Here is a 21,329-nt window from a genome sequence, read left to right on the forward strand (position 1 = left end):
TCTTTTCAAAAAATCACTAGGAATTATCATCTTTTTTTTGCTAAATTTGTACTTTTTGATCCATCAATCAGACACATCGAAACCCAATCGTAACACAAACAGGTTGACAGTAAGTAAACACTTACTGTAAACAGAAAATCATGAACACCAACAAAGCTCTATTTTTCTTTTTTAACTTTTTTAGCTTTACCAGCCCTGTGGTCTGGAGGTGTTCACTCGCGTAAGCGAAAGTTGAATGAGTTTTCTTCCAGGCCGCAGGCGAACAGCCCGCGGCCTTTTTTATTTTCTGCCTCGGGTTCTACAACCAGCCTGTCCTTATCAAAAAACTTCATCATTTCAACTGAACACGGCATTTTTACAATTTTAATCAACTCAATATCATTGGAGGCTTCAAATGATGTTAGGACTTGGATCCGTTGAGATTGCGGCAGTATTCTGGCTTTGCCTGCTCTCATCGTTCGGTTGCGTGGTCTATGGAATCCTGAACTGGAACAACCGGGGCAAACCCGACGCCACCGCATTGAACGTGGAAGTAAAAGGGAAAGGGGATAAGTAATGGTTACCAAGATCGTCATTACCTGCATCTACCTTGGCGTAATTTTCTACCTCGGCTTCAAGGGCTGGCAGTCCACAAAAAAATCCACCGACTACATGCTCGCCGGGCGACAGATGAACCCGTTCATCATGGCAATGTCTTACGGTGCGACCTTTGTATCCACTTCCGCCATCATCGGTTTCGGCGGAGCGGCGGGCCTGTTCGGATTCCCTCTGCTCTGGCTGACCCTTGCCACCATCGTGGTCGGCGTGCTTATCGCCATGGTCTTTTTCGGCAAGCGCACCCGTAGAATGGGGCTGGCCCTTGAGAGCCACACCTTCCCGGAACTGCTGGGCCGCCGTTACGATTCTAAATTCATTCAGGGTTTTGCAGGCGGGATTATTTTTCTCTTTATCCCTGTTTACGCTGCGGCGGTGCTGATCGGAATTTCACGTATGATGGAAATTTCATTCGGTATACCTTACGATACCGCGCTGATCTTAATCAGCTTCATTCTTGCGGGTTATGTAATTTCAGGCGGCATGAAAGCGGTTATGTACACTGATGCTTTTCAGGGGCTGATCATGGCAATTATGATGATCATCCTTATTGTCTCCACCTACTCCATGCTCGGAGGAGTAACTGAAGCGCATCAGGCCTTGACCGATATGGTTAACCTCATGCCTGCCAAACTCCAGAAAGGCGGCATGATCGGCTGGACCCAAGGCGCGAAGTTCGGCACCCCGCTCTGGCTCGTAATCTACACCACAATTGTTTACGGCGTGGGTATCGGCGTTCTGGCCCAGCCGCAACTGGCTGTGCGTTTCATGACTGTCCCTTCTGACCGCGAGCTGAACCGCGCGGTACTCTACGGCGGAATATTCATCCCGCTCATGACCGGGGTAGCCTTTCTCACCGGAGCACTTTCAAATGCTGTATTCTACAAAGAAGTAGGTAAAATATCTATCGCTGTCGCAGGCGGAAACATGGATAAAATAATTCCCATGTACATCGAACAGATGATGCCTTCATGGTTTTCAGCCCTGTTCCTGCTAGCAATGCTTGCAGCCGGGATGTCCACCCTTTCCTCCCAGTACCACGTGGGCGGAACCGCGCTGGGCCGTGACTTCTTTGAAAGATTCATCAATGTTCCGGCAGACAAATCCGTAAAAATCACCAAAATCGGAGTTGCTATCACCCTGCTCGCCGCAATCCTCTGGGCATGGGTTCTGCCTCCGTCCATCATTGCCCGCGCAACCGCTTTCTTCTTCGGCCTCTGCGCCGCATCTTTCCTGCCCATCTATCTGCTGGGACTTTACTGGAAAGGCATGACCAAGAAAGCCGCAAAGATCTCCATGGTAGGCGGGTTCAGCGCATCCATGTTCTGGCTGCTTTTCGTACACGTCAAAGAGGCTAAGGCTATCGGACTCTGCAAGGCCCTGACCGGAATGGATACCCTCGTATCCTCCGCCGCCAAAGGATCATGGATCTGGCTGCTGCAATGGGTTGACCCCAACGTGGTCGCGCTGCCCGTATCAATGGCACTGGCTATCGGGGTGGCGATGATTACGCCCAAGATGAACAAAGAACATTTGAAACTTTGCTGGGCGAATATGTAGAATTATTGGAACTTCTAAAGATAAAGGGTGTAATCTATGTTGATTACACCCTTTTTTTGTTTAAATGGACAGTTTGACTTGCCAACAACAAAACAGATATAGAACACCTATAAACACCCACCATAGTAAATCTAATACTTACAACCTCTTAGAAACGAACACATAACGCAAAAAGTAGCTAATCAAATGCCAAACAGTAGCGATGACAACATAAAGATCTGTGGAGATAGAAATCTTCTTGAATATGAAAGTGCAAGTATATCTCAAGCGAACATAGACATTATCGGGAATGACAACATTATTAGAATCCACCCCAGTGCTCGACTCGGATCAGTGAAGATCTCTATCCGTGGTGATCATCATCGCCTTTTTATTGGTAGTGATGTTCAAATGAATGCTGGTGTTTTACGCCTTATCCATGGAGGAGGCCTAATAGCGATAGGTGCAAGAACCACAATCATCGAAGCGGAGTTGATTTCATTTGAAGTTGGCACCAAACTCGTTATCGGAGAGGATTGTCTCATAAGTGAAGGAGTACGGGCCTGGACAGGCGATGCCCACTCGATTGTTGACGCCGAGACAGGAAAGCGCATCAACTATGGTCGGGACATAACCGTAGCCAACCATGTTTGGATTGGCCTTGAAGCCTTGCTGCTGAAGGGAGCAACTGTGGGGCGTGATTCAATACTTGGTGTCCGAACTGTTCTCAGTAAAGAAATTCCGCCGCAGTCCCTTGCTGCCGGTAACCCCGCAAAAGTAATTAAGAACAACGTAACATGGACTCCCGATGTGTTTTACGAAAAGGGGTGCAATCCCTTGGTAGACGGTGAGAATGTAAAATAGCATAGTTAAATGGAGGCAGGGCGCGTTCCGCTTGACCCAACTCAATTTAGCGGTCAAACTGGCAAACTCATTTACATATAAGGATATAAGGAGACTTGTCCGTGAGCCTGCAAGACACCCCGACCCTGAAAAATGCGCTGGCACTGAGTGCCGATAAATATGCTGATCGCCCCGCTGTCTGCTTTGTTGGCGAAGCCCCCATGACCTACCGCGAATTCAAAAAGCTGGTAGACGACATTTCTCTGTTACTTCACAGCCGCAGCATAACCAAGGGCGACAAAGTTGCCATCCTGAGCGAGAACATGCCCAACTGGAGTGCCGCCTATCTTGCCATCACCTGCATGGGTGCCATTGCCATTCCTATACTCACCGAATTTCACGAAGGTGCAGTACATCACATTCTACGCCATTCCGAATCCAAGGCCATCTTCGTTTCCGAACGGTTGACGCCCAAGGTGGATGAGTACGAATCCGACAATCTCCATACCGTCATCACTCTCAATGACTTTTCACTTTCCACTGCTGACGGACTGCGTCAAACTTTCAAGGAAGGCATAATTCAAGCGCGCAAATCTTTTGAGCAGGTCAAAGAGCAGGTCAAGGAACGAATCAGCAAGGAGCTTGAGAAATACACGGACATGGGCAAGGAATACGTTCGCCCATCAACGGAAATCGACGTTAATGACGTTGCCGCGATCCTATACACCTCCGGCACCACGGGAAGCTCCAAAGGCGTCATCCTCACGCACCGCAATATCGTGTTCAACGCCATGGCAAGTGCCAATATCATTGACGTGAACACCGAAGACCGTCTTGTTTCGGTCCTGCCGCTGGCACACACTTTCGAATGTACACTGGGTATGGTCCTGCCGCTTATCCACGGTGCATCTATCCATTACCTTCGCAAGCCGCCCACGCCTAAAACCCTGCTTCCGGCCATGGGCAAGGTCAAACCGACCCTGCTGCTCATCGTGCCGCTGATTATTGAAAAGATCTTTAAGAACCGCGTCCAGCCCAAGCTCAAAGGCTCGGGCATCATGCGCAATGTCATGAAACTCGGTGCCGCTCGTAAAAAGCTCTATGCGGTCGCCGGTAAGAAACTCATGGAAGCCTTTGGCGGACAGCTTCGCTGCATGCCCATCGGCGGTGCGTTCCTGGCCCCTGAAGTCGAGGACTTTCTCATGCATTCCGGTCTACCCTATACTGTCGGCTACGGTATGACCGAGACCAGTCCGCTCTGTTCAGGTGAACCCCCAAGATCCGCCCGCTTCCGTTCTGCCGGACGTCTTCTCCAGGGCATGGAAATTAAAATCGATAATCCAGATCCCGAAACCGGCGAAGGCGAGATTCTGGTTAAGGGCCCCAACGTCATGCAAGGGTACTATAAGGCACCTAAAGTCACGGAAGAAGTTCTCATGGAAAACGGCTTTCTGCGCACCGGCGATCTCGGTTACATTGACGAGGATGGATACATTTTCCTGCGCGGTCGTCTGAAGAATGTAATTATCGGCCCCAGTGGTGAAAACATTTATCCCGAAGAAGTCGAATCCATTATCGGCGAATGTGATCAAGTATTGGAATCAATCGTCTATCGCGCTGAGGGCAAGCTCGTTGCCCGTGTTCATCTCGACTATGTCAAATTTGACGAAGAGCGCGGCACCGGCAAAATGATTGAATCAAAAGCCCGTGATGCAGTACAGAAGCATCTCGATTCCATCAAGAAGACCGTCAACGGCAAAGTCTCCAGTTTCGCAAAGCTCTCCAAGGTAATCGAACAAGTCGAACCGTTTGAAAAAACCCCCACCAAAAAAATTAAGCGTTATCTTTATATAGATATGGAAGAAAACCAAAAACGATAATTTTTTTAGGGAGTGGAATACACCCTTGTTTACGAGCCCGGACACTAAAGACAGGCCGCAACGTTGAACGCTGCGGCCTGTTCTCAATCAAAAATTTACCCAACCTTACTTCTTAGGCGGCAAAGAACAAGACTCGCTACAGCAGGTGCCTTGCAGGAATCCGGTGTAGGTGTAGAAAATCCTTTCGATCTTGGTACGCTTTTCGGCTGGAAGCGGTTCACGTTTGTAATCTGCGGTCATTTTCAGCAGATCTTCATAGTGCGGTACTGATTTCATACCGTGGGCCAGAGTCTTGCCGGAAATGGCATCCAGCAGAAAGGCATCCATGGAATCGGAAATAACCACGTAAGGAACCGGACCGCCCTGAAAAAGTTTACCCGCGCAGACGGCCTCGCGCTCATAACTACCCACATCCCCGGCGCAGAACATGACCAGCATGATCGGCAGGCCGTCTTTATCATGGATAACAAGGTCGATGGTGCGGCACATTTCCTCGCCATCTATATCAAAACAGAGGTCGATCTTGGCTTTCAGGGAATCTTTGGGGTAGCCGAGCTCTTCCACCAGCAACTTTGCCAGTGCCTGACGGAATTCCTCGTAAGTGGTCTCTTCTATTTCTTCACCACTCAAATAATCGCGCAATGTTCCACCCATACTTGTTTCATGCATATAATTGCTCCGGCGGCCCTGCGGGGCTTATTTTGATGCGCTACGCGCTTTTGATTAAATTGACCTCGCCTCCGGCGGCTTAAACCCTTTTCCAAAAGGGTTTAAGAATCCCAAAACGTTTTAATCAGGGAAGTCGTCATTGGCTTCTTAATTTATTCCATAATTATATAAGCATGCTGGGTTGTTGTGCAAGGGAATAAAAACAAAAGAAGGGTTGACGACCTGCCAATCAAGTCGCCCGCCCTTCTTTATCCTTGAAGCACAACTCCCTGTGAGTCATGCAATCGTCTTTATATTAAAATCTTTGGAAAGCTTTCGCAAGCTTTGCCAATGACAGAATTACTACCAATTAATCAGGTCCACATAATTTCGGTCAAGATCCTAATCACAATTGAAAATTAATTTCATTTTCTTCTTGACGCATATTCCATACTCAGATAGTCAGAAATCTTGTTGACAATGATTTTCAATGTCTAATTCAAGAATAGATCAACAGTCATTAATATACGGAGACACAAATGACTAAAAACATAAATCTTTCCAAGATACTTGAAGGCCGTACTTACGCAGTTCTCGGTTTTGAAACCGAAACTTCCGAATACTCCCAGAAGCTTCGTAAAATGGGCTTTGTTGAAGGCACCAAAATTGCCCTCGCACCTATCAAAATTTCCGACCCCATGATTTTTGAAATCCGGGGTAGCCGCATAGCCCTGCGCAAACAAGAAGCTGATCAGATCAAAGTAGAGGAATTATAGTCATGCATAAAATAGAAAGAATTGCCATTGCGGGCGTGCCCAACAGCGGTAAGACTACCCTCTTCAACGCATTGACCGGTGCCCGCCAGAAAGTCGGTAACTGGCCCGGCGTTACTGTAGAAAAAATTGAAGGCACTTTTTCACTTTCCGGTGCCAAGGTTGAGCTTGTAGACCTGCCCGGAACCTACAACCTTAGCCCTGATACCGAAGACCAGAAGGTAGCTGAGCGCGTTATCCGCAGCGGCGAATACGACATGATCGTCAACGTTGTTGATGCCACCAACCTTTCCCGCAACCTGTTCCTGACCATGGATCTCAAGGAACGCACCGACCAGATCGTTATCCTGCTGAACATGCTTGATGTTGCCGAAAGCGAAGGAATCGATGTTGATGTGGATAAACTGAGCAAAGAGTTGGGAGTTCCGGTTATTCCGGTGATCGCAGTAGACAAGAACTCCGTCGCCAAAGCAGTGGAAGCCCTTGCCTTGGAGTCACAGAATCTCCCGGAGCACGACTCGCATCCAACCCGTCAGGAAGTGATGGACACGGTTGAAAAATACAACCACATCGACACCATCTACTCCAAAGTTCTCAAAGAGAAAAAAGACCGCAGCCAGAACTTCACCAACCGGGTGGACAACATCGTCATGAACAAGTTCGCGGCTATCCCCGTGTTTCTTCTTTCCATGTTCCTGACCTTCTGGTTCGCCATCGGCCTCGGTTCTGTTTTCATCGACTTTTTCGACATCATGGCCGGACTGATTTTTATCGACATTCCCGCAGACCTGCTTAGCACGATGGGTGCGCCTGAATGGGTCAGCGTAACACTTGGCGGCATCGGTGCCGGTATCCAGACTGTTGCCACCTTTATTCCGGTTGTATTCTTCATGTTCCTCGCGCTGGCGATCCTTGAAGACTTCGGCTACATGGCCCGCGTTGCAGTTGTTGCCGACCGTTTCATGCGCAAAATAGGCTTGCCCGGATCAGCCTTCATCCCCATGGTTGTAGGCTTCGGTTGTACCGTTCCTGCTGTTATGGCTGCCAGAACCCTTACTTCAAAGCGTGACCGTTTCATGACCATTTTCATGGCCCCGTTCATGTCCTGCGGCGCACGTCTGCCTGTTTACGCCCTCTTTTGCGTAGCCCTGTTCGGCGCATATTCCGGGCTGGCTGTATTCCTTATTTACCTTTCCGGGCTGGCCATGGCTATTTTTACCGGCTTCCTGCTTAAAAACACCCTTTTCAAAGGAACAGCATCCCACTTCGTAATGGATCTTCCCCTTTACCACATTCCCAGAATCAGCGCGGTTTTCAAAAGCGCGTGGCTGCGTATGAAAGGTTTTGTCAAACGTGCTGGTGTAATCGTTGTCACCGCTGTTTTCATACTCTCCATGCTCAACTCTGTAGGTATCGATAACGGGCAGCTGACCTTCGGTAACGAGGATTCCCAGAACTCTGTACTCTCCATAGCCGGGAAATCCATTTCCCCTATCTTCAAGCCCATGGGTATTGAAGAAGAAAACTGGCCTGCATCCGTAGCACTATTCACCGGACTCTTCGCTAAGGAAGCAATCGTCGGAACTGTAAACTCACTCTACGCTTCCATGGATGAAGCTGCATCTGCTCCTGATACCGAAGCCGCAGCCGAAGAGGAAGGCGGGCTAGATATCGGCGGAGCAGTTAATGAAGCATTCGGCACTGTAATGGATGGCCTTGTAGGTGTAGTAACCTCTGTGGATCTGCTCGGAATCGGACTGATCAGCGAAGACAGCGCAACCGTATCCGAAGAAATCGGTGCAGATGCTTCAGTATACAAGCACCTTGCAGCTAACTTCACCGTGTACTCCGCCTTTGCCTACCTGCTCTTTGTACTCATGTACTTCCCCTGCCTTGCGGTTATCGGAGCCACCAGACAGGAAATGGGCGGCTTCTACTCCGCAGTAATGGCAATGTACTGCACCGCACTGGGCTGGTCAGTATCCACCTTGTTCTATCAGATCGCTGAAGGCAGAAATCCTCTCTACATGGGAATCGCAGTTGCTATTCTTGGAGGAATTTACGGCACGCTTAAATATCTGGGCAGTAAAGAAGTAGAGGAAGAACCTCAGCTTAGGCCTTTGAATTTGTAATTTAGCACCATCCCCACCCTGAAAGAAAGCGGAGATCTGTAACCCAGACCTCCGCTTTTTTATGGCAAGAACTATAATCAATATGAACCGCCGAACAACCAATTTCCTTCCCTCGACGAAATCTGCTAAAGGGTATCCCGTTATGATAAAAAAGATACCGACACGAAAGTTTTCCAAGAAGCAATTAGCCATAATCAGCACTCTACTGGTGTTAATCTTAATATTGAGCAGATACAATAATGTACGCATCAGTAACGACCTTACACCAGATATGTTCATTGGCCCTGCACCGGGTAAAACTATTGCTTTCGACAATCCCGGAGGAATTATTTCTAAACGAACCTGTCTCGGAGTTTCTGCAGACGGAGTGTACACCATGGAAGAAAGACTTATTTTTCCTCCCCCACCATTCCCGATAGATCCTCAGGCAAAAGAAGTGCCTACTAAATACCCGGAAGGTTACACTCCCCTTCCTATTAAAAACAATGAACTGGTCACCCGATATACGCAACAAGCTGTGGGCACAAAGATAATCTACAAGGAAATTTCCCCAAATACAGAAGAAGGAATCACCTTAGACCTTGCAATGAACGGACCGGATTACAAAAAAGAACACAAACCGGGTAAAAAGAAATATACAAGCAGGATAATAGAAGAAAGCGAAGAGGTGGTACTTGGCAAAAAACGGCGGATTCTACTTATCGAAGTTATGGAAGGCTACTATTCACCGACAACAAAAGTATTCACCTTCGCATCAGGACTGGGCATGATTCGGGGCGAGTATAGATTTATGGGATTTACTATTGATACGCTGGTTGAGTTACGAGAAGATTAATTATCGCGCATATTGACCCAATTACCCCAACATAAATTTCACAGTAAAACGCCCCCCTGCCAGATGACAGAGGGGCGTTTCAATTTCTTAATTTTTAATCAACAAACCTTACGGCACAACACTCCCAACCTTCAACGCGAAATCAAACACGCCCGCGGGCATCATGCCTAGTCCCAGCACCAGCAGGGAAAGCAGAGCCGCCCCGGCGAAGCTGAATACGGAAGTGTCCGGCAGAGGCAGATCCTCGGCAGCATCCTTGGTATAGGCATGGCGAACCAATCCCAGATAGTAGTAAATAGAAATGGCAGTGTTAATCCCGGCGATAATGATCAGCCAGTTGTAGCCATGATTCCAGCCTGAGGAAAACAGGAACAGCTTGCCCATGAATCCTGCCATGGGTGGCAGGCCGACTAATGCGAAAGCTCCAACAGCCAAGGCAAAAGCAAGGGCCGGTGCACGCTTGTGTAACCCATTCAGGTCATCCAGTTGCAAGTTACGTCCATCCACGGATACGCGGCTGACCACCCAGAAACAGGTCAGGTTCATTGCCACGTAAGCCAGTGCGTAAAATGACGCGGCAGCAAGTCCTTCGGCAGTGCCGGAAACAAGTCCGATCATAATGTAACCCGCATGGGCAACTGAGGAATACCCGAGGATACGTTTCACATCCTTTTGAGCCAATGCGGCAAGGTTACCGAAGGTCATGGACAAGGCACCCAGTACGGCGATCACGGTTGTGATATCGTAACCGGGCTTGAACATGGCTGCGAGGCGTATCAGGATTACCACCGCACCGAGCTTGGGCAGGGTTGCCACAAAAGCGGCAGTTTCGTTGCTTGCACCCTCGTAAACGTCCGGGCACCAGAAGTGAAACGGAAACAGAGCCAGCTTATAAAACATACCCAGCAAGAACAATCCCATGCCAGTTACAGCCATGGGTGCGGCCTCGAAAGACCATGTCTTCTGGACCAGTTCCGCAAGGTAGGTAGTGTGCATTCCGGCAAGGATGTAGGAAAATCCGTACAAGGCAAGTGCCGTGGATACCGCGCCGAACATGATATACTTAATTGCCGCTTCAGCCGCGCCTTTGTCCTTGGCCCTAAGTGCGATGATCGCATAAAGGGCATAAGATGAAAGCTCCAGCGCAAGATACATGGTGATCAGCTCCACGGATGAAGCCAGCATCATGAGTCCCCATGCGCTGATGGCGAGAAAAAGGAAATAGTCGGACCTTTTTTCGGTCACCAAAGTGGGCTGTCGGGTGGCATTAAATATCGTCACACTAAAGCCGATGGCTATGGCTACCTTAAAAAACTGCGAAAGCGGATCAATCTGATAGGCCCCATGAAAGAACAACCCTTCCTGCCCGACAGAGAGCAGAGAGACCGCAATCGGCAAAAGAGACGCAATGGGCAGCCAGACACCGACCTTATGGCGCATCCGCTCACTGCCTACCGCCTGCACAAACAACAGGGCAATAATCAGGAACATGGAAAGTTCCGGCATGAAAGGATATGGATTCACATTCATTTCAATATCTCCTGTTGCTTACTTCAAGATTCCCTTAAGGGAATTAAGTGCCATTTCCATGGGCCGTTCCTTTTCAATGGAAACAACCTTCGCCCCTTCCTTCACGTCCTTCTCCAGCTTGATGAGCGAGGCATCCATTACCTTAAAACAAAGCCCCGGTGCCAGACCGATATAAAGGACAAAAACAGCCGGAACGACCAGATAGGTCCATTCACGCAAGTTGAGGTCAGGCCATTGCTTCCATGAAGTCGGGCGGCCCCATGCGAGCTTGAGGGAAACCCGCAGCATGTAGGCTGCGGCAACCATGGCTCCGGGCACCATCAGTGCACCGATCCACGGATTTTGCTCAAACGCGCCCACAAAGACGAGAATCTCACCCACAAAGCTGTTGGTTCCGGGAAAGCCGAAAGAGGACAACGCGAACAGCCCCCAGAAGAACATGTAGGCTGGCATGTATTTACCAAGACCTAAGTTATCTCCCAATTCACGGCTGTGACTGCGCTCGTAGACAGCACCGATCATCATAAACAGACCGCCGGTAGTTATCCCGTGGTTGAGCATCTGGAAGAGCGCGCCTTCCAGCCCGCGCTGATTGAAAAGAAATATGCCGAGAGTGACAAATCCCATATGGCCCACAGATGAGTAGGCAATAACTTTTTTTATGTCGTTCTGCCCGAGAGCCACAATCCCGCCGTACAGAATTCCGGCAATGGAAATGGCAATCATGAACGGGGCAAAGTATTCACTGGCTGCCGGAGTTAAGGGCAGATTGAAGCGTAAAAACCCGTAGGTTCCCATTTTCAAAAGCACAGAAGCCAGAATAACCGACCCGGCAGTGGGAGCCTGTACGTGCGCGGCTGGAAGCCATGTGTGGAACGGGAACATTGGAACTTTAATCGCAAAAGCCAGTGCAAGGGCCAAAAATGCCCAGAACTGAAAACTGAAAGCAAAGTTCTGCTCCATGAGTTCGGGAATAGCGAAGGTTCCTCCGGCAACTCTGAAGGCAACAATTGCCACCAGCAGCAGTGCCGATCCTGCCAAGGTGTAGAGGAAGAACTTGAGCGATGCATAACGCTTCTCAGGTCCGCCCCAAACCGCGATAAGCAGATACATGGGCACCAGCATTGCTTCCCAGAATACGTAGAAAAGGACCAGATCAAGGGCGGTAAAAACTCCCACGCAGGCTGCGGTCATGAACAGCAGACAGAAATGGAATTCCTTAATCCTTGTAGTGATGTAGGTCCACGAACAAAGTACACAGAGCGGCAGCACAGCGATGGTTAAAATAATCATCAAAAAGCTGATGCCGTCGGTACCAAGGTAATATTCAACACCCCACTGCCCTACCCAATCCATCCTTTCCACAAACTGGAAAGCGGCGGATTCCAGTTTGAATCCGGCAAAGAGAGGGTACGAGAGCGCGAGTTCTATGACTGACACGACCAGAGTATAAATCCGCACTGTGTTCTCGCCACGGAGGAAAAAAAGTCCGATGGCCGCCAGCAGCGGAAAAAAGATCAGGACGGTCAGAACAGGATAAGCTACTTCTTGCATTGCATTCTCTCCAGTTTATCCAAAGTACCAGACAAGTCCGTAAACGCAGAGTGCGATAAACACAGCCAGCCCGAGGTAATCCTGCAAGCGTCCGGTCTGTATCTTCGCCCCTGTCCTGCCGATATCGCGTACGGTGTACGCGGTTCCGTCCACAACAGTATCAATACCCTTGCGGTCAAACCAAGATGAGCCGGCGGCGGAATCCATCAGCCACTTCAAACCGATCACCCGATAAACGGTGGCCCATATTGAATCCGCCCAAGCGATGGGACGGCAGACAAAGAGCAGCCCCATATTACCGATGAAGCGGTAAAGCTTGTCAAAATCAAAGTTGCGTCCGTGATGCGGTACAATAACCTTGCGCATGATCCAGAACCCGGCTCCGGTAAAACCAAGCAGCATAGCCGCCTGCAACAGATGCCAAGGAGTATAAGGATCATATTCCACGGGGAACGGCAGCAGCTTATAGAGCATCTGGGGATAAACACCCTGCGCAAAGCAGAGGAAGGCCGCGATGCCCATGGCCACATACATATTCTTTGGAATGGGATTTAACTTAATATCCGTCTTTGCGGGCTTACCCCAGAAAGCGAAGTACGGTAGCTTGATCCCCACCGAAAGGAACGTACCCACTGCGGCAATCTCAAGCCCTACGGCAAGCAGGGTATGGTGTGATTCAGCAGCCCCGGTGATGGTCATTGTTTTACTTACAAATCCGTTGAAAAGCGGCATACCGGAAATGGAAACCGCCCCGACCATATAAAGCAGCATGACCACAGGCATCTTCCCGACCAGCCCGCCGAGGCGGTCAAGGTCAGCAGTGCCGACAGCGTAGAGAATTGTTCCCACACTCATGAAGAGCAATCCTTTATAAAGGATGTGGGCATAAGCGTGAGCCACTGCGCCGTTAAGGCACATGGCTGTACCGATACCGATACCCGCGACCATGTAACCGACCTGAGAAACAATGTGGTAGGAAAGAATCCTGCGCGCGTTGTTCTCCATGGACGCGTAAAGCACTCCGTAGACCGCCATGAATGTTCCGGCTACAGCCAGAGCATAGACCCCGGAGAATCCACGGGCCAGAACGTAAACTGCGGTCTTGGTGGTAAATGCGCACATGAATACCGCGCCGGGAATAGTCGCTTCAGGATAGGCATCAGGCAGCCATGCGTGCAGAGGCACCACAGCGGCGTTGACGCAGAACCCGATCAGGATCAGCCAATCGTAATATTCCATGCCCTGCGGATCGACAGGCAGAAAGGCAAATGTGCCGATCTCGGAATAGCGAAGCAGCAGTCCGCCCAGCAGGAACAGCCCGCCGAGCATATGGAACAGGAAGTACCTGAACCCTGCCGCACTGGAAGTCTTGGTACGGTGCAGCCAGACCAAGAAAGTGGAAGCCACAGCCATGAGTTCCCAGAAGATGAACAGGGACAGATAATCGCCTGCAAAGACACAACCGAATGATCCGGCAACGTACAGGGCTGCCGCAGCATGATGCGCTTTGTCATCCATATGCAGGGCGTAAATCATGCCGATGAGTGACTGGATGGCAAAGACGTTGGCAAAAACCAACGACAGTTTATCCACCCTGCCCAGAACCAGCACATTGCCGAGATAGGGAATGACCCCGAAGTTACCCAGCGTGGCAGTAAAAACCACTGCAATGGCGATCACCGGCGGTATAAGCAGCAGCCATTTCCAGTTCCTGCCCCGGAAGAACGGCAAAGCCATTGCCAGAGCGATAAAAGCCAGTGCCGGATGGAGAAAACCGTTAATGGTCATTGTTTCCTCCTTCTGTATAATCCTCGCCTTCTTCAGGTCCTACCAGAAAAGGCTGAATGAGCACCTTCATCAGGAAAACCATGCCCACTGAAGCAACAAGGGCAAAGATTTCCCAGAATCCGGGATAACCATCATAATAATATTCCACATGGTGCGGATGAATGAAGAAATTCAGAACCACCAGCAGCACAAGAAAGCCTGCGAAGAGGATCTTCCAGAACTTCATATTCTGCGTGCGTTGAGTTTCGAACCAGTTTCCAAGTTTATCTATCATGGTGGTTCTCCTTAGAATTTACCGAACACGTTAATGAAGTTCAGGAAGGTCTGGGGATAAAGTCCCAGCCAGACCGAGATCAATGCCGTGGTGAACAGCGGAATAACCATACACAGCGGGGCTTCATTATATTGCTCAATATTTGCGCCTTCTGCCGGGGCCTTGAAGAAAGCCCGGTAAACGATGGGACCGAAGTACCCGGCGTTGAGCAAAGTACTTGCCAGTAAGGCTACCAAAAGTCCCCATTGCCCTATACTTACCGCTCCTTTGACCAGATACCACTTGGTGGCGAATCCGCAGACCGGAGGCACCCCGATCATGGATAGCGAGGCGATGGCAAAGGCCCCGAAAGTCCAAGGCATGCGCCGTCCCAGCCCGTCCATGAGGCTGATCTTCTTAAGGTGGGTTGCCACGTAAATGGCACCGGCACCGAAGAACAAAGTAATCTTGGAAAAAGCGTGGTGGGCAATATGCATCAACCCGCCCTGCACAGCATCAGGAGTCAACATGGCTACACCGATAATGATATAAGAAAGCTGACTGACCGTGGAGTAGGCAAGCCGAGCCTTAATATCATCCTTGGTCAGGGCGATAAGTGAGGCGGTAACAATGGTAAATGCCGCAAGGTAGGCTGTCGGCAATCCCAGCCCCAGTTTATCCATTAGATCCACCCCGAATCCGGAGAGGATCACGCGGGAAACCGAGAACACCCCGGCCTTCACAACTGCCACCGCATGCAGCAGTGCGGAGACCGGCGTCGGAGCGACCATTGCTGAAGGAAGCCAGTTGTGAAACGGCATGAGTGCGGCTTTTGCCAGACCTGCGATGTAAAGCACGTAGGTTATGGTTACTAATGTGGGGTCTGCGTCCGCCGGGAAGATCCCTTGCGCCACATCACCCAGATGGAAATCCAGGGTTCCGCAGAGCACATAGGTCATAACCATGGCCGGAAGCAGGAACAACTTGGAAGTACCCATGAGGTAAACCATATATTTCCGTGCCCCGTTAAAGGAAACATCATCCTGATGGTGAGCAACCAGCGGATAGGTGAATACGGAAATGATTTCGTAGAAAAGATAGAGAGTAAAAATATTTGCCGAGAAAGCTACGCCAATCGCGCCGAAAATGGCCACCGCAAAACAGAAATAATATCTGGTCTGGGCATGTTCATTAAGGGTACGCATGTAGCCTATATTATAGCTTGTAGCGAAAACCCAGAGTAACGAAGCAATCAGGGCGAAAACAAAAGCCAACCCGTCAGCAGCGAAAGAGACATTCACACCCGGAAACAGGGTGAACAAAGTATACTCAACAATCTTTCCGTCCAGAACATCAGGGACCATTGATACCACGGAAATAAAGGTCAGTATCCCGGCCCAAATGGAAACAGCTTCACGACGATTGATATTCTCCCGGAAGAACCAGATAAGAAACGGTGCCACCAGGGTGATTGCCAGCGGAACGAGAATACGAGCACTGGTGATGAATTCTGTGCTAACTGTCATACGGTTACCCTTTCAGCCTTGTTATTGCGTCGGTTTCAACGGACTTGAACCGTTTTGCCACCACAATGATTATTGCCAGCACAAGGGTCGCTTCAGCAGCGGCCAGCCCCATGACAAAGAGTGCGGCGATCTGCCCTACTGCGCTTCCGGCCTCGGTAAGCTGGGAGGCAGCAACAATGGACAGCCCTGCGCCATTGAGCATCAGCTCCACAGAAATGAGCATACCCACCAGCGATTTACGCCAGACAATACCGTACAGCCCGATAGCCAGCAGCAGAAGTGCCACCAGTTGATACATTAAAAGAGGACTCATTATGCTTTCCTCCCTTTCTTGCCTTTCTGTTCGAAGGCCAGCAAAACAGCCCCGGCCATGGCTGCCAGCAGAACCACTGAAATCAACTCAAATGCCACAGGATAATCTTCCAGCAACCCCTTACCGATCTGGACCAACGGAACCTCAACCGGGATATTGATGGATGCAGGCTGGAATTTAACCAGAATGAATCCGATCAAAAAGACCGGGGTGATAAAGGTCAGGGCCGCCAATGCGGACTTGCCCGGCCTGCGGCTTCCGGATTCCACTCCATGATCATCAGCCTGAGTAAGCATGATGGCAAAGAAGATGAGTACGCAGACCGCACCCACGTAGATGAGAATCTGCATGAAGGCCATGAACGGTGCTGCCATGAGCATGTACATTCCGGCCACGCCCAGCAGGGATGAGATCAACCCCACCATGGCCCGAACCAGACTATGTGCGCCCACAGCTATACACCCGCCGCCGAGTATCAGCAGCGTGTAGACAGCGAAAGCAATTTTAGCGAGCGTTTCCATCATGATTCTGTCCCTGCCTGTTTTTCAGTAGTTTCAGCTTCAATATTTTTAGGAGACTCTGCCGCTTTTTGCGCCTCCTTCTCTGCAATAGACGCCTCGGCCTGTGCGCCGAGCCTTGCCAGCAGGTCCATTTTGAGTTCCTTGCGATCAGTCACGGTCAGGTACACATTTGATGAATATCTGAGAGCTTTTGCGGGACAATTTTCCACGCATGATCCACAAAGTGAACAAAGCGAGAAATCATAAAAAAACTTAACCGGTTCTTTGGGAGCCTTGGGCTTCTTGACCTTTTCGCCGCGCTCTTCCGCCTCCTTCATGGCCTGAAGTTCAGCTTCAGTGGGCTTGGGAGCTTTCGCCTTAACTACAGTAATGCATTTGCTTGGACAGGCGGTAACGCACATCATACAAGCGATACATTTAGGCTTAGCCGGGGCCTTGGGCTTACCGATCAATTCCAACGGACCGCGAAATCCTTCAAGCTGCCCGGAGGTTACTGTCTCGCGCGGGTAATGGAGGGTCACATTTTTATCGACAAAGTTTTTGCCCGTGACTTTCAAGCCTACTATCAAGGACCAGAGCGAAGTCACATCGTCCCAGAATTTTTTAATTACACTCACTGTTACGCCCTCCTACAACTTCATCACAAAAGCAGTGATAAACAGGTTCAACAAAGCTAAGGGCATGAGCCATTTCCAGTTGATATTCAAAAGCTGGTCAAAGCGCACGCGGGGATAAGTCCAACGCAGCCAGATCATAACCAGCAGTAGAGTATAGACCTTGGCAAGGAACCACCATGCGCCGTCAAAGAACGGTCCCTGCCAGCCGCCAAGAAACAGGGCCGCAGCCACGGAGCAGACCACGATCATGTTGGCGTATTCAGCAAGGAAAAACATACCGAAACCCATGCCTGAATATTCAGTATGGAACCCGGCGGTCAGTTCACTTTCCGCTTCCGGCAGGTCAAAAGGAGCGCGGTTGGTTTCGCCCAGCGCACTGATGAAATAAATGATGAAAGCCAGCGGTTGTAAAAACACATTCCACTGCCACGGCCAGCCGCCCTGCCCTTCTACAACAGTAGTCAGATTCAGGCTTCCGGTCATGAAAGCGATTGCCAGCACTGAAAGCAGCAAGGGAATTTCATAAGCCACAGACTGGGCCACCGCCCTTGCCGCACCAAGAATTCCCCATTTGTTATTTGAACCCCAGCCCGCAAGGCAGATTGCCAGCACATTCAAGCCAGCAAAGGCCAGAATGAGCAGCAACCCGAGGTCCATTTCCATCCCGGTTGCAACGGGACCGAACGGAATAGGCAAAAACAACAAAAGTACGGGCATGAAAGACAGAATCGGAGCCATCCAGAAAAGCAATTTATCTGAACCGCTGGGGGTAAAAAGCTGCTTCCCGATCAATTTTACTGCATCAGCCAACGGTTGCAGCAACCCTTGCGGCCCTACTTCATAAGGTCCGGGCCTGCGCTGCACGAATCCGGCAACCTTACGTTCAAGGTAGACCAGCACCAGCCCGTTCAATCCCACAAAAGCAGCGATTGCCACCAGCGCGATGAGCAGTTTTACGAGTTCTACAGGAATTTGAGCCATATGTTGCTCCTATGCCTTCGGCGACCCTAACGGTCTCACTCATCCGTAAGACTCGAAGCAAAGCTTCTCGCCTAACGGCTGCGAGGCCTGCCGGGTGCCTTAAACCCTTTTGGTAAAAGGGTTTAAGAATCCCAAAAACTTTTATTAGGGCTTCGCCGTTGTTAACAATAATCTATCTGTCAATCTCAGGTATAACCATGTCTAAACTACCTAAAATGGCAACCGCATCAGCCAGCATAGTTCCTTGCGCACATTCTGCGAAAAGAGACAGGTTGGAAAACCCCGGTGCGCGTAGCTTGATCCGGTACGGAACCTTACTGCCGTCACTAACGATGTGGATTCCGACCTTGCCGCGAGCACCCTCAGTTGAGAAGTAAACTTCACCTGCCGGGGCCTTCCAAGTGGGCTTGGGAGCCTTTTTGATAATATGCTCACCTTCAGGAAGCTGTTCCAAGGCCTGCTCAACAATATTCAGGCTTTGCTCGATCTCTTCCATGCGCACCATATAACGAGCCATGGCATCAGCTTCGTAATAAACCGGAACCTTCCAATCAAAACGATCGTAAATGGAGTAAGGCTCTGCTCTGCGGGTATCATGCTCAACACCTGCGCCACGGATAAGAGGTCCGGTGGCACCGTAGCGATTACACATATCCGCATCCATGTAGCCGATTTCCTCGATACGTTTACGCAGAATTATGTTGTCGGTAACCAGATCCTTGTACATGGGCAGACGATCACGCAGACGTTTAATAAATTCGGTACACTTACCAGCAAAATCATCATCAAGATCGTGTACCACCCCGCCGAAACGGAAATTACTGTAAGTCAGTCTGGCTCCGGTCACCTTCTGCATCATGTCCATCATGATTTCACGGTCATCAAATGCGTACATGATCGGGGTGAATGCGCCGAGGTCCAGCAAATAGGCACCCCACCAGAGCAGGTGTGAGGAAATACGGTTAAGCTCGGTGGTAATAACCCGGATAAACTCGGCCCGTTCTGGGACTTCGATCCCGGCCAGTTTTTCCACTGCGCCCACATAAGCATGATTCCATGCCAATGGGTGCAGGTAATCCACACGGCCCATATTCGGGATAAACTGGACCCAGCTTTTCACCTCAGCCATTTTCTCGTGCATGCGATGCAGGTAACCCAGCACAGGCTCGGCGCGGACAATGTATTCGCCGTCCAGTTCAAGGATGACCCGCAGAACGCCGTGGGTGGAAGGATGCTGCGGTCCCATGTTCAGGATCATGGTGTGATCGTCTGCGCCCTTCTCAAAATGATTGGTGTAGTAGTCACCTTCAGGAAATGTATTCATGATGCAGACTCCTCTTCCGATTCTGGAGCTTCCTCATCAAAGAGAGTGAATCCTTCCCCTTTGAAAACTATTTCGCCGGGATTGAGAATCTCGCGAAGCGGCTTACGGCCTTTATCATCTTTAAGCAAAACCCCTGCGGGAGTTTCCGGGTCAAGCAGCAGCGGCAAAAGATTAGGGTGTCCCGCAAAATTTACGCCGTGAAAATCATGACACTCACGCTCGTGCCAATCCGCTCCTTGGAATATGGAAGAGATTGACGGTAATTCAGCTTCATCCCGGCAGACCAGTACCCGATGGGCAATACGTCCCGGTTTGGTGAAATGCTCGTAATGATACGTAATCAAAAAACCTTCAGCCACATCAAGGGCATCAATGTTTTCAAGATGGTAGGCCTGCTTAAGCATGGCCTCAGCTGCCTGCATGATGTCATCGGACATGAGGAAAACATTCATGGTTATGCCGGAATTTTCGACACATCCCTTGCCGACCATAAGCGGAGTCACCGGGAGACTTAATTTACTGTCCAGTGTTTGAGCATCCATCATAAGGCGCGCTCCTTCGCTAACTCTTCAGGGACGGGCCACCAGCGTTTTCCGGTCACCTTTTCCTGAATCTGAAAAAGCCCCTCAAGCAAAGCTTCGGGCCTCGGCGGGCAACCGGGAACGTAGACATCAACAGGAATGAGATTGTCCACACCTTCCACTATTCCGTACTGCCCCTTGAACTTAAATGGACCGCCGGAAATAGCGCAGTTACCAAGAGCTAGCACCCATTTTGGAGCCGGCATCTGTTCATAAAGACGAACAACCGCCGGAGCCATCTTTTTGGTCACCGTCCCGGCTACGATCATCAGGTCCGCCTGCCGGGCAGAAGGACGAAAAACCTCGGCCCCGAAACGGGCCATATCATACCGGGCCATACCCACGGCCATCATCTCAATGGCGCAGCAGGCCAGCCCGAAGGTCATGGGCCAGAGCGACATGGAGCGGCAGATATTCATGGCGTCTTCAGCAAGTTCGAGGCGGACAAGACCGTCCTCGACCACATGCCCGCCGGGGGTCAGGAGATTTTTCTCGGCCATGTGAATACTCCTTTTTTCCAGAAATAAATGATCGCGATTGCGAGAACAGACAGGAAGCCGGCAACTTCAAGGAAATAAAACATTCCTTCGGTATGGGGGTACCAGACGGAAACCGGGAAAAGATAGAGAACGTCTACGTCAAAGGCCAGAAACAGCAATGCATAGACATAGTAGCTGATGCCGAATTGATTCCATGCCCTTCCGTGCGGTTTCATACCGCACTCATAGGGCATGCCCATGTCACCGCCTTTAGCGCGTGGATGAACAAGGGCGGACAGAATTAGAGGCCCGCCCGCAAAGAGAAGCCCACCTATCAAAAACATGAAGATGGCGAACTGAAGCCAGGTAAAAACCATTCTCGCACCTCTCTTACTTTTTTAAAATTAGTGACACAAGAAGCCTATTAGTATTTTTTTTGTAAAACTGCAAAGAGCTTAAAAGAAAAAGTCTAAAAAAAATCTTAAAATAATTTTTATTGAATTTATCGCACCCGACCATTCCTGTGTCAAGGATGCTTGCTATTTTTACAGGGTTTAGCAACTGTTAAACCTTCGATAGTTCAATTAATCACAAAATAATTTATTTTAAATTCAAAGA

General features: G+C 49.9%; 21 protein-coding genes. 7 read left to right on the forward strand and 14 right to left on the reverse strand.

Going from position 1 to position 21,329, the window contains the following annotated elements:
* Positions 1-394: 394 nt before the first annotated feature.
* From FMS18_RS20485 to FMS18_RS13425, 4 genes are all read left to right on the forward strand, one after another.
* A complete protein-coding gene (locus FMS18_RS20485) occupies positions 395-556 on the forward strand; it encodes a symporter small accessory protein (protein ID WP_203544634.1) in 162 nt (53 codons plus the stop codon).
* Positions 556-2,154 carry a sodium:solute symporter gene (locus FMS18_RS13415; protein ID WP_163295181.1) on the forward strand — a complete coding sequence of 533 codons (1,599 nt, stop codon included), beginning with the start codon at positions 556-558 and terminating at the stop codon, positions 2,152-2,154. Before FMS18_RS20485 ends, FMS18_RS13415 begins: the two co-directional genes overlap by 1 nt.
* 390 nt (positions 2,155-2,544) lie before the next feature.
* On the forward strand, positions 2,545-2,997 hold the full coding sequence (locus FMS18_RS13420; RefSeq protein ID WP_163295182.1) for an acyltransferase: 453 nt from the start codon (positions 2,545-2,547) through the stop codon (positions 2,995-2,997).
* 101 nt (positions 2,998-3,098) lie between these two features.
* Positions 3,099-4,856 carry an AMP-binding protein gene (locus FMS18_RS13425; protein ID WP_163295183.1) on the forward strand — a complete coding sequence of 586 codons (1,758 nt, stop codon included), beginning with the start codon at positions 3,099-3,101 and terminating at the stop codon, positions 4,854-4,856.
* A gap of 105 nt (positions 4,857-4,961) precedes the next feature.
* Here the strand turns inward: FMS18_RS13425 and FMS18_RS13430 are convergent, their stop codons facing one another.
* Positions 4,962-5,525, reverse strand: a complete 564-nt coding sequence (locus tag FMS18_RS13430) for a type I restriction enzyme HsdR N-terminal domain-containing protein (protein WP_163295184.1) — start codon at positions 5,523-5,525, stop codon at positions 4,962-4,964.
* Positions 5,526-6,043: 518 nt separating this feature from the next.
* Between FMS18_RS13430 and FMS18_RS13435 the strand changes: the two genes are divergently transcribed.
* The 3 genes from FMS18_RS13435 (at position 6,044) to FMS18_RS13445 (ending at position 9,244) form a co-directional block, all read left to right on the forward strand.
* A complete protein-coding gene (locus FMS18_RS13435; protein ID WP_163295185.1) occupies positions 6,044-6,280 on the forward strand; it encodes a FeoA family protein in 237 nt (78 codons plus the stop codon).
* A 2-nt stretch (positions 6,281-6,282) separates the two neighbouring features.
* The gene (gene feoB, locus FMS18_RS13440; protein WP_163295186.1) at positions 6,283-8,409 is read left to right on the forward strand and encodes a ferrous iron transport protein B; all 2,127 of its coding nucleotides are present in this window, start codon (positions 6,283-6,285) and stop codon (positions 8,407-8,409) included.
* A 142-nt stretch (positions 8,410-8,551) separates the two neighbouring features.
* Positions 8,552-9,244: a hypothetical protein gene (locus FMS18_RS13445; protein WP_163295187.1), complete on the forward strand. Its 693-nt coding sequence runs from the start codon at positions 8,552-8,554 to the stop codon at positions 9,242-9,244.
* 108 nt (positions 9,245-9,352) lie between these two features.
* Here FMS18_RS13445 and FMS18_RS13450 read toward each other — a convergent pair whose 3' ends face one another.
* The 13 genes from FMS18_RS13450 to FMS18_RS13510 all read right to left on the reverse strand — a co-directional run bounded on the left by FMS18_RS13450 (position 9,353) and on the right by FMS18_RS13510 (position 21,088).
* Positions 9,353-10,774, reverse strand: coding sequence for an NADH-quinone oxidoreductase subunit N (locus FMS18_RS13450; RefSeq protein ID WP_163295188.1), 1,422 nt, complete (start codon positions 10,772-10,774; stop codon positions 9,353-9,355).
* An 18-nt stretch (positions 10,775-10,792) separates the two neighbouring features.
* On the reverse strand, positions 10,793-12,328 hold the full coding sequence (locus FMS18_RS13455) for a NuoM family protein (protein WP_163295189.1): 1,536 nt from the start codon (positions 12,326-12,328) through the stop codon (positions 10,793-10,795).
* A gap of 15 nt (positions 12,329-12,343) precedes the next feature.
* Complete coding sequence (locus FMS18_RS13460; RefSeq protein WP_163295190.1) at positions 12,344-14,116, reverse strand: Na(+)/H(+) antiporter subunit D; 1,773 nt, start codon at positions 14,114-14,116, stop codon at positions 12,344-12,346.
* Entirely contained in the window at positions 14,106-14,390 is a 285-nt protein-coding gene (locus FMS18_RS13465) for a hypothetical protein (protein ID WP_203544636.1), read from the reverse strand. The genes FMS18_RS13460 and FMS18_RS13465 overlap by 11 nt, the downstream gene beginning before the upstream one ends.
* A gap of 11 nt (positions 14,391-14,401) precedes the next feature.
* A complete protein-coding gene (locus FMS18_RS13470; protein ID WP_163295191.1) occupies positions 14,402-15,895 on the reverse strand; it encodes a monovalent cation/H+ antiporter subunit D family protein in 1,494 nt (497 codons plus the stop codon).
* A gap of 4 nt (positions 15,896-15,899) precedes the next feature.
* Positions 15,900-16,208, reverse strand: coding sequence for an NADH-quinone oxidoreductase subunit NuoK (gene nuoK, locus FMS18_RS13475; protein WP_136672539.1), 309 nt, complete (start codon positions 16,206-16,208; stop codon positions 15,900-15,902).
* On the reverse strand, positions 16,208-16,732 hold the full coding sequence (locus FMS18_RS13480) for an NADH-quinone oxidoreductase subunit J (protein WP_163295192.1): 525 nt from the start codon (positions 16,730-16,732) through the stop codon (positions 16,208-16,210). The genes nuoK and FMS18_RS13480 overlap by 1 nt, the downstream gene beginning before the upstream one ends.
* Complete coding sequence (locus tag FMS18_RS13485) at positions 16,729-17,346, reverse strand: 4Fe-4S binding protein (protein WP_163295193.1); 618 nt, start codon at positions 17,344-17,346, stop codon at positions 16,729-16,731. Before FMS18_RS13485 ends, FMS18_RS13480 begins: the two co-directional genes overlap by 4 nt.
* 12 nt (positions 17,347-17,358) lie before the next feature.
* Positions 17,359-18,327 carry an NADH-quinone oxidoreductase subunit NuoH gene (gene nuoH / locus FMS18_RS13490; protein WP_163295194.1) on the reverse strand — a complete coding sequence of 323 codons (969 nt, stop codon included), beginning with the start codon at positions 18,325-18,327 and terminating at the stop codon, positions 17,359-17,361.
* 172 nt (positions 18,328-18,499) lie between these two features.
* A complete protein-coding gene (locus tag FMS18_RS13495) occupies positions 18,500-19,651 on the reverse strand; it encodes an NADH-quinone oxidoreductase subunit D (RefSeq protein ID WP_163295195.1) in 1,152 nt (383 codons plus the stop codon).
* Complete coding sequence (locus tag FMS18_RS13500; protein ID WP_239061039.1) at positions 19,648-20,196, reverse strand: NADH-quinone oxidoreductase subunit C; 549 nt, start codon at positions 20,194-20,196, stop codon at positions 19,648-19,650. The genes FMS18_RS13495 and FMS18_RS13500 overlap by 4 nt, the downstream gene beginning before the upstream one ends.
* On the reverse strand, positions 20,193-20,732 hold the full coding sequence (locus FMS18_RS13505) for an NADH-quinone oxidoreductase subunit B (RefSeq protein ID WP_163295196.1): 540 nt from the start codon (positions 20,730-20,732) through the stop codon (positions 20,193-20,195). The genes FMS18_RS13500 and FMS18_RS13505 overlap by 4 nt, the downstream gene beginning before the upstream one ends.
* Positions 20,711-21,088, reverse strand: coding sequence for an NADH-quinone oxidoreductase subunit A (locus tag FMS18_RS13510; protein ID WP_163295197.1), 378 nt, complete (start codon positions 21,086-21,088; stop codon positions 20,711-20,713). The genes FMS18_RS13505 and FMS18_RS13510 overlap by 22 nt, the downstream gene beginning before the upstream one ends.
* Positions 21,089-21,329 lie beyond the last annotated feature (241 nt).

The organism is Desulfovibrio sp. JC022, assembly GCF_010470665.1.
In the GTDB taxonomy this organism is placed as follows: domain Bacteria; phylum Desulfobacterota; class Desulfovibrionia; order Desulfovibrionales; family Desulfovibrionaceae; genus Maridesulfovibrio.

Coding starts and splice junctions, on each gene's coding strand:
- FMS18_RS20485 (WP_203544634.1), top strand. CDS start 395: ATGATGTTAGGACTTGGATCCGTTGAGATTGCGGCAGTATTCTGGCTT.
- FMS18_RS13415 (WP_163295181.1), top strand. CDS start 556: ATGGTTACCAAGATCGTCATTACCTGCATCTACCTTGGCGTAATTTTC.
- FMS18_RS13420 (WP_163295182.1), top strand. CDS start 2,545: ATGAATGCTGGTGTTTTACGCCTTATCCATGGAGGAGGCCTAATAGCG.
- FMS18_RS13430 (WP_163295184.1), bottom strand. CDS start 5,525: ATGCATGAAACAAGTATGGGTGGAACATTGCGCGATTATTTGAGTGGT.
- FMS18_RS13435 (WP_163295185.1), top strand. CDS start 6,044: ATGACTAAAAACATAAATCTTTCCAAGATACTTGAAGGCCGTACTTAC.
- feoB (WP_163295186.1), top strand. CDS start 6,283: ATGCATAAAATAGAAAGAATTGCCATTGCGGGCGTGCCCAACAGCGGT.
- FMS18_RS13445 (WP_163295187.1), top strand. CDS start 8,552: ATGATAAAAAAGATACCGACACGAAAGTTTTCCAAGAAGCAATTAGCC.
- FMS18_RS13450 (WP_163295188.1), bottom strand. CDS start 10,774: ATGAATGTGAATCCATATCCTTTCATGCCGGAACTTTCCATGTTCCTG.
- FMS18_RS13455 (WP_163295189.1), bottom strand. CDS start 12,328: ATGCAAGAAGTAGCTTATCCTGTTCTGACCGTCCTGATCTTTTTTCCG.
- FMS18_RS13460 (WP_163295190.1), bottom strand. CDS start 14,116: ATGACCATTAACGGTTTTCTCCATCCGGCACTGGCTTTTATCGCTCTG.
- FMS18_RS13465 (WP_203544636.1), bottom strand. CDS start 14,390: ATGATAGATAAACTTGGAAACTGGTTCGAAACTCAACGCACGCAGAAT.
- FMS18_RS13470 (WP_163295191.1), bottom strand. CDS start 15,895: ATGACAGTTAGCACAGAATTCATCACCAGTGCTCGTATTCTCGTTCCG.
- nuoK (WP_136672539.1), bottom strand. CDS start 16,208: ATGAGTCCTCTTTTAATGTATCAACTGGTGGCACTTCTGCTGCTGGCT.
- FMS18_RS13480 (WP_163295192.1), bottom strand. CDS start 16,732: ATGATGGAAACGCTCGCTAAAATTGCTTTCGCTGTCTACACGCTGCTG.
- nuoH (WP_163295194.1), bottom strand. CDS start 18,327: ATGGCTCAAATTCCTGTAGAACTCGTAAAACTGCTCATCGCGCTGGTG.
- FMS18_RS13495 (WP_163295195.1), bottom strand. CDS start 19,651: ATGAATACATTTCCTGAAGGTGACTACTACACCAATCATTTTGAGAAG.
- FMS18_RS13500 (WP_239061039.1), bottom strand. CDS start 20,196: ATGATGGATGCTCAAACACTGGACAGTAAATTAAGTCTCCCGGTGACT.
- FMS18_RS13505 (WP_163295196.1), bottom strand. CDS start 20,732: ATGGCCGAGAAAAATCTCCTGACCCCCGGCGGGCATGTGGTCGAGGAC.
- FMS18_RS13510 (WP_163295197.1), bottom strand. CDS start 21,088: ATGGTTTTTACCTGGCTTCAGTTCGCCATCTTCATGTTTTTGATAGGT.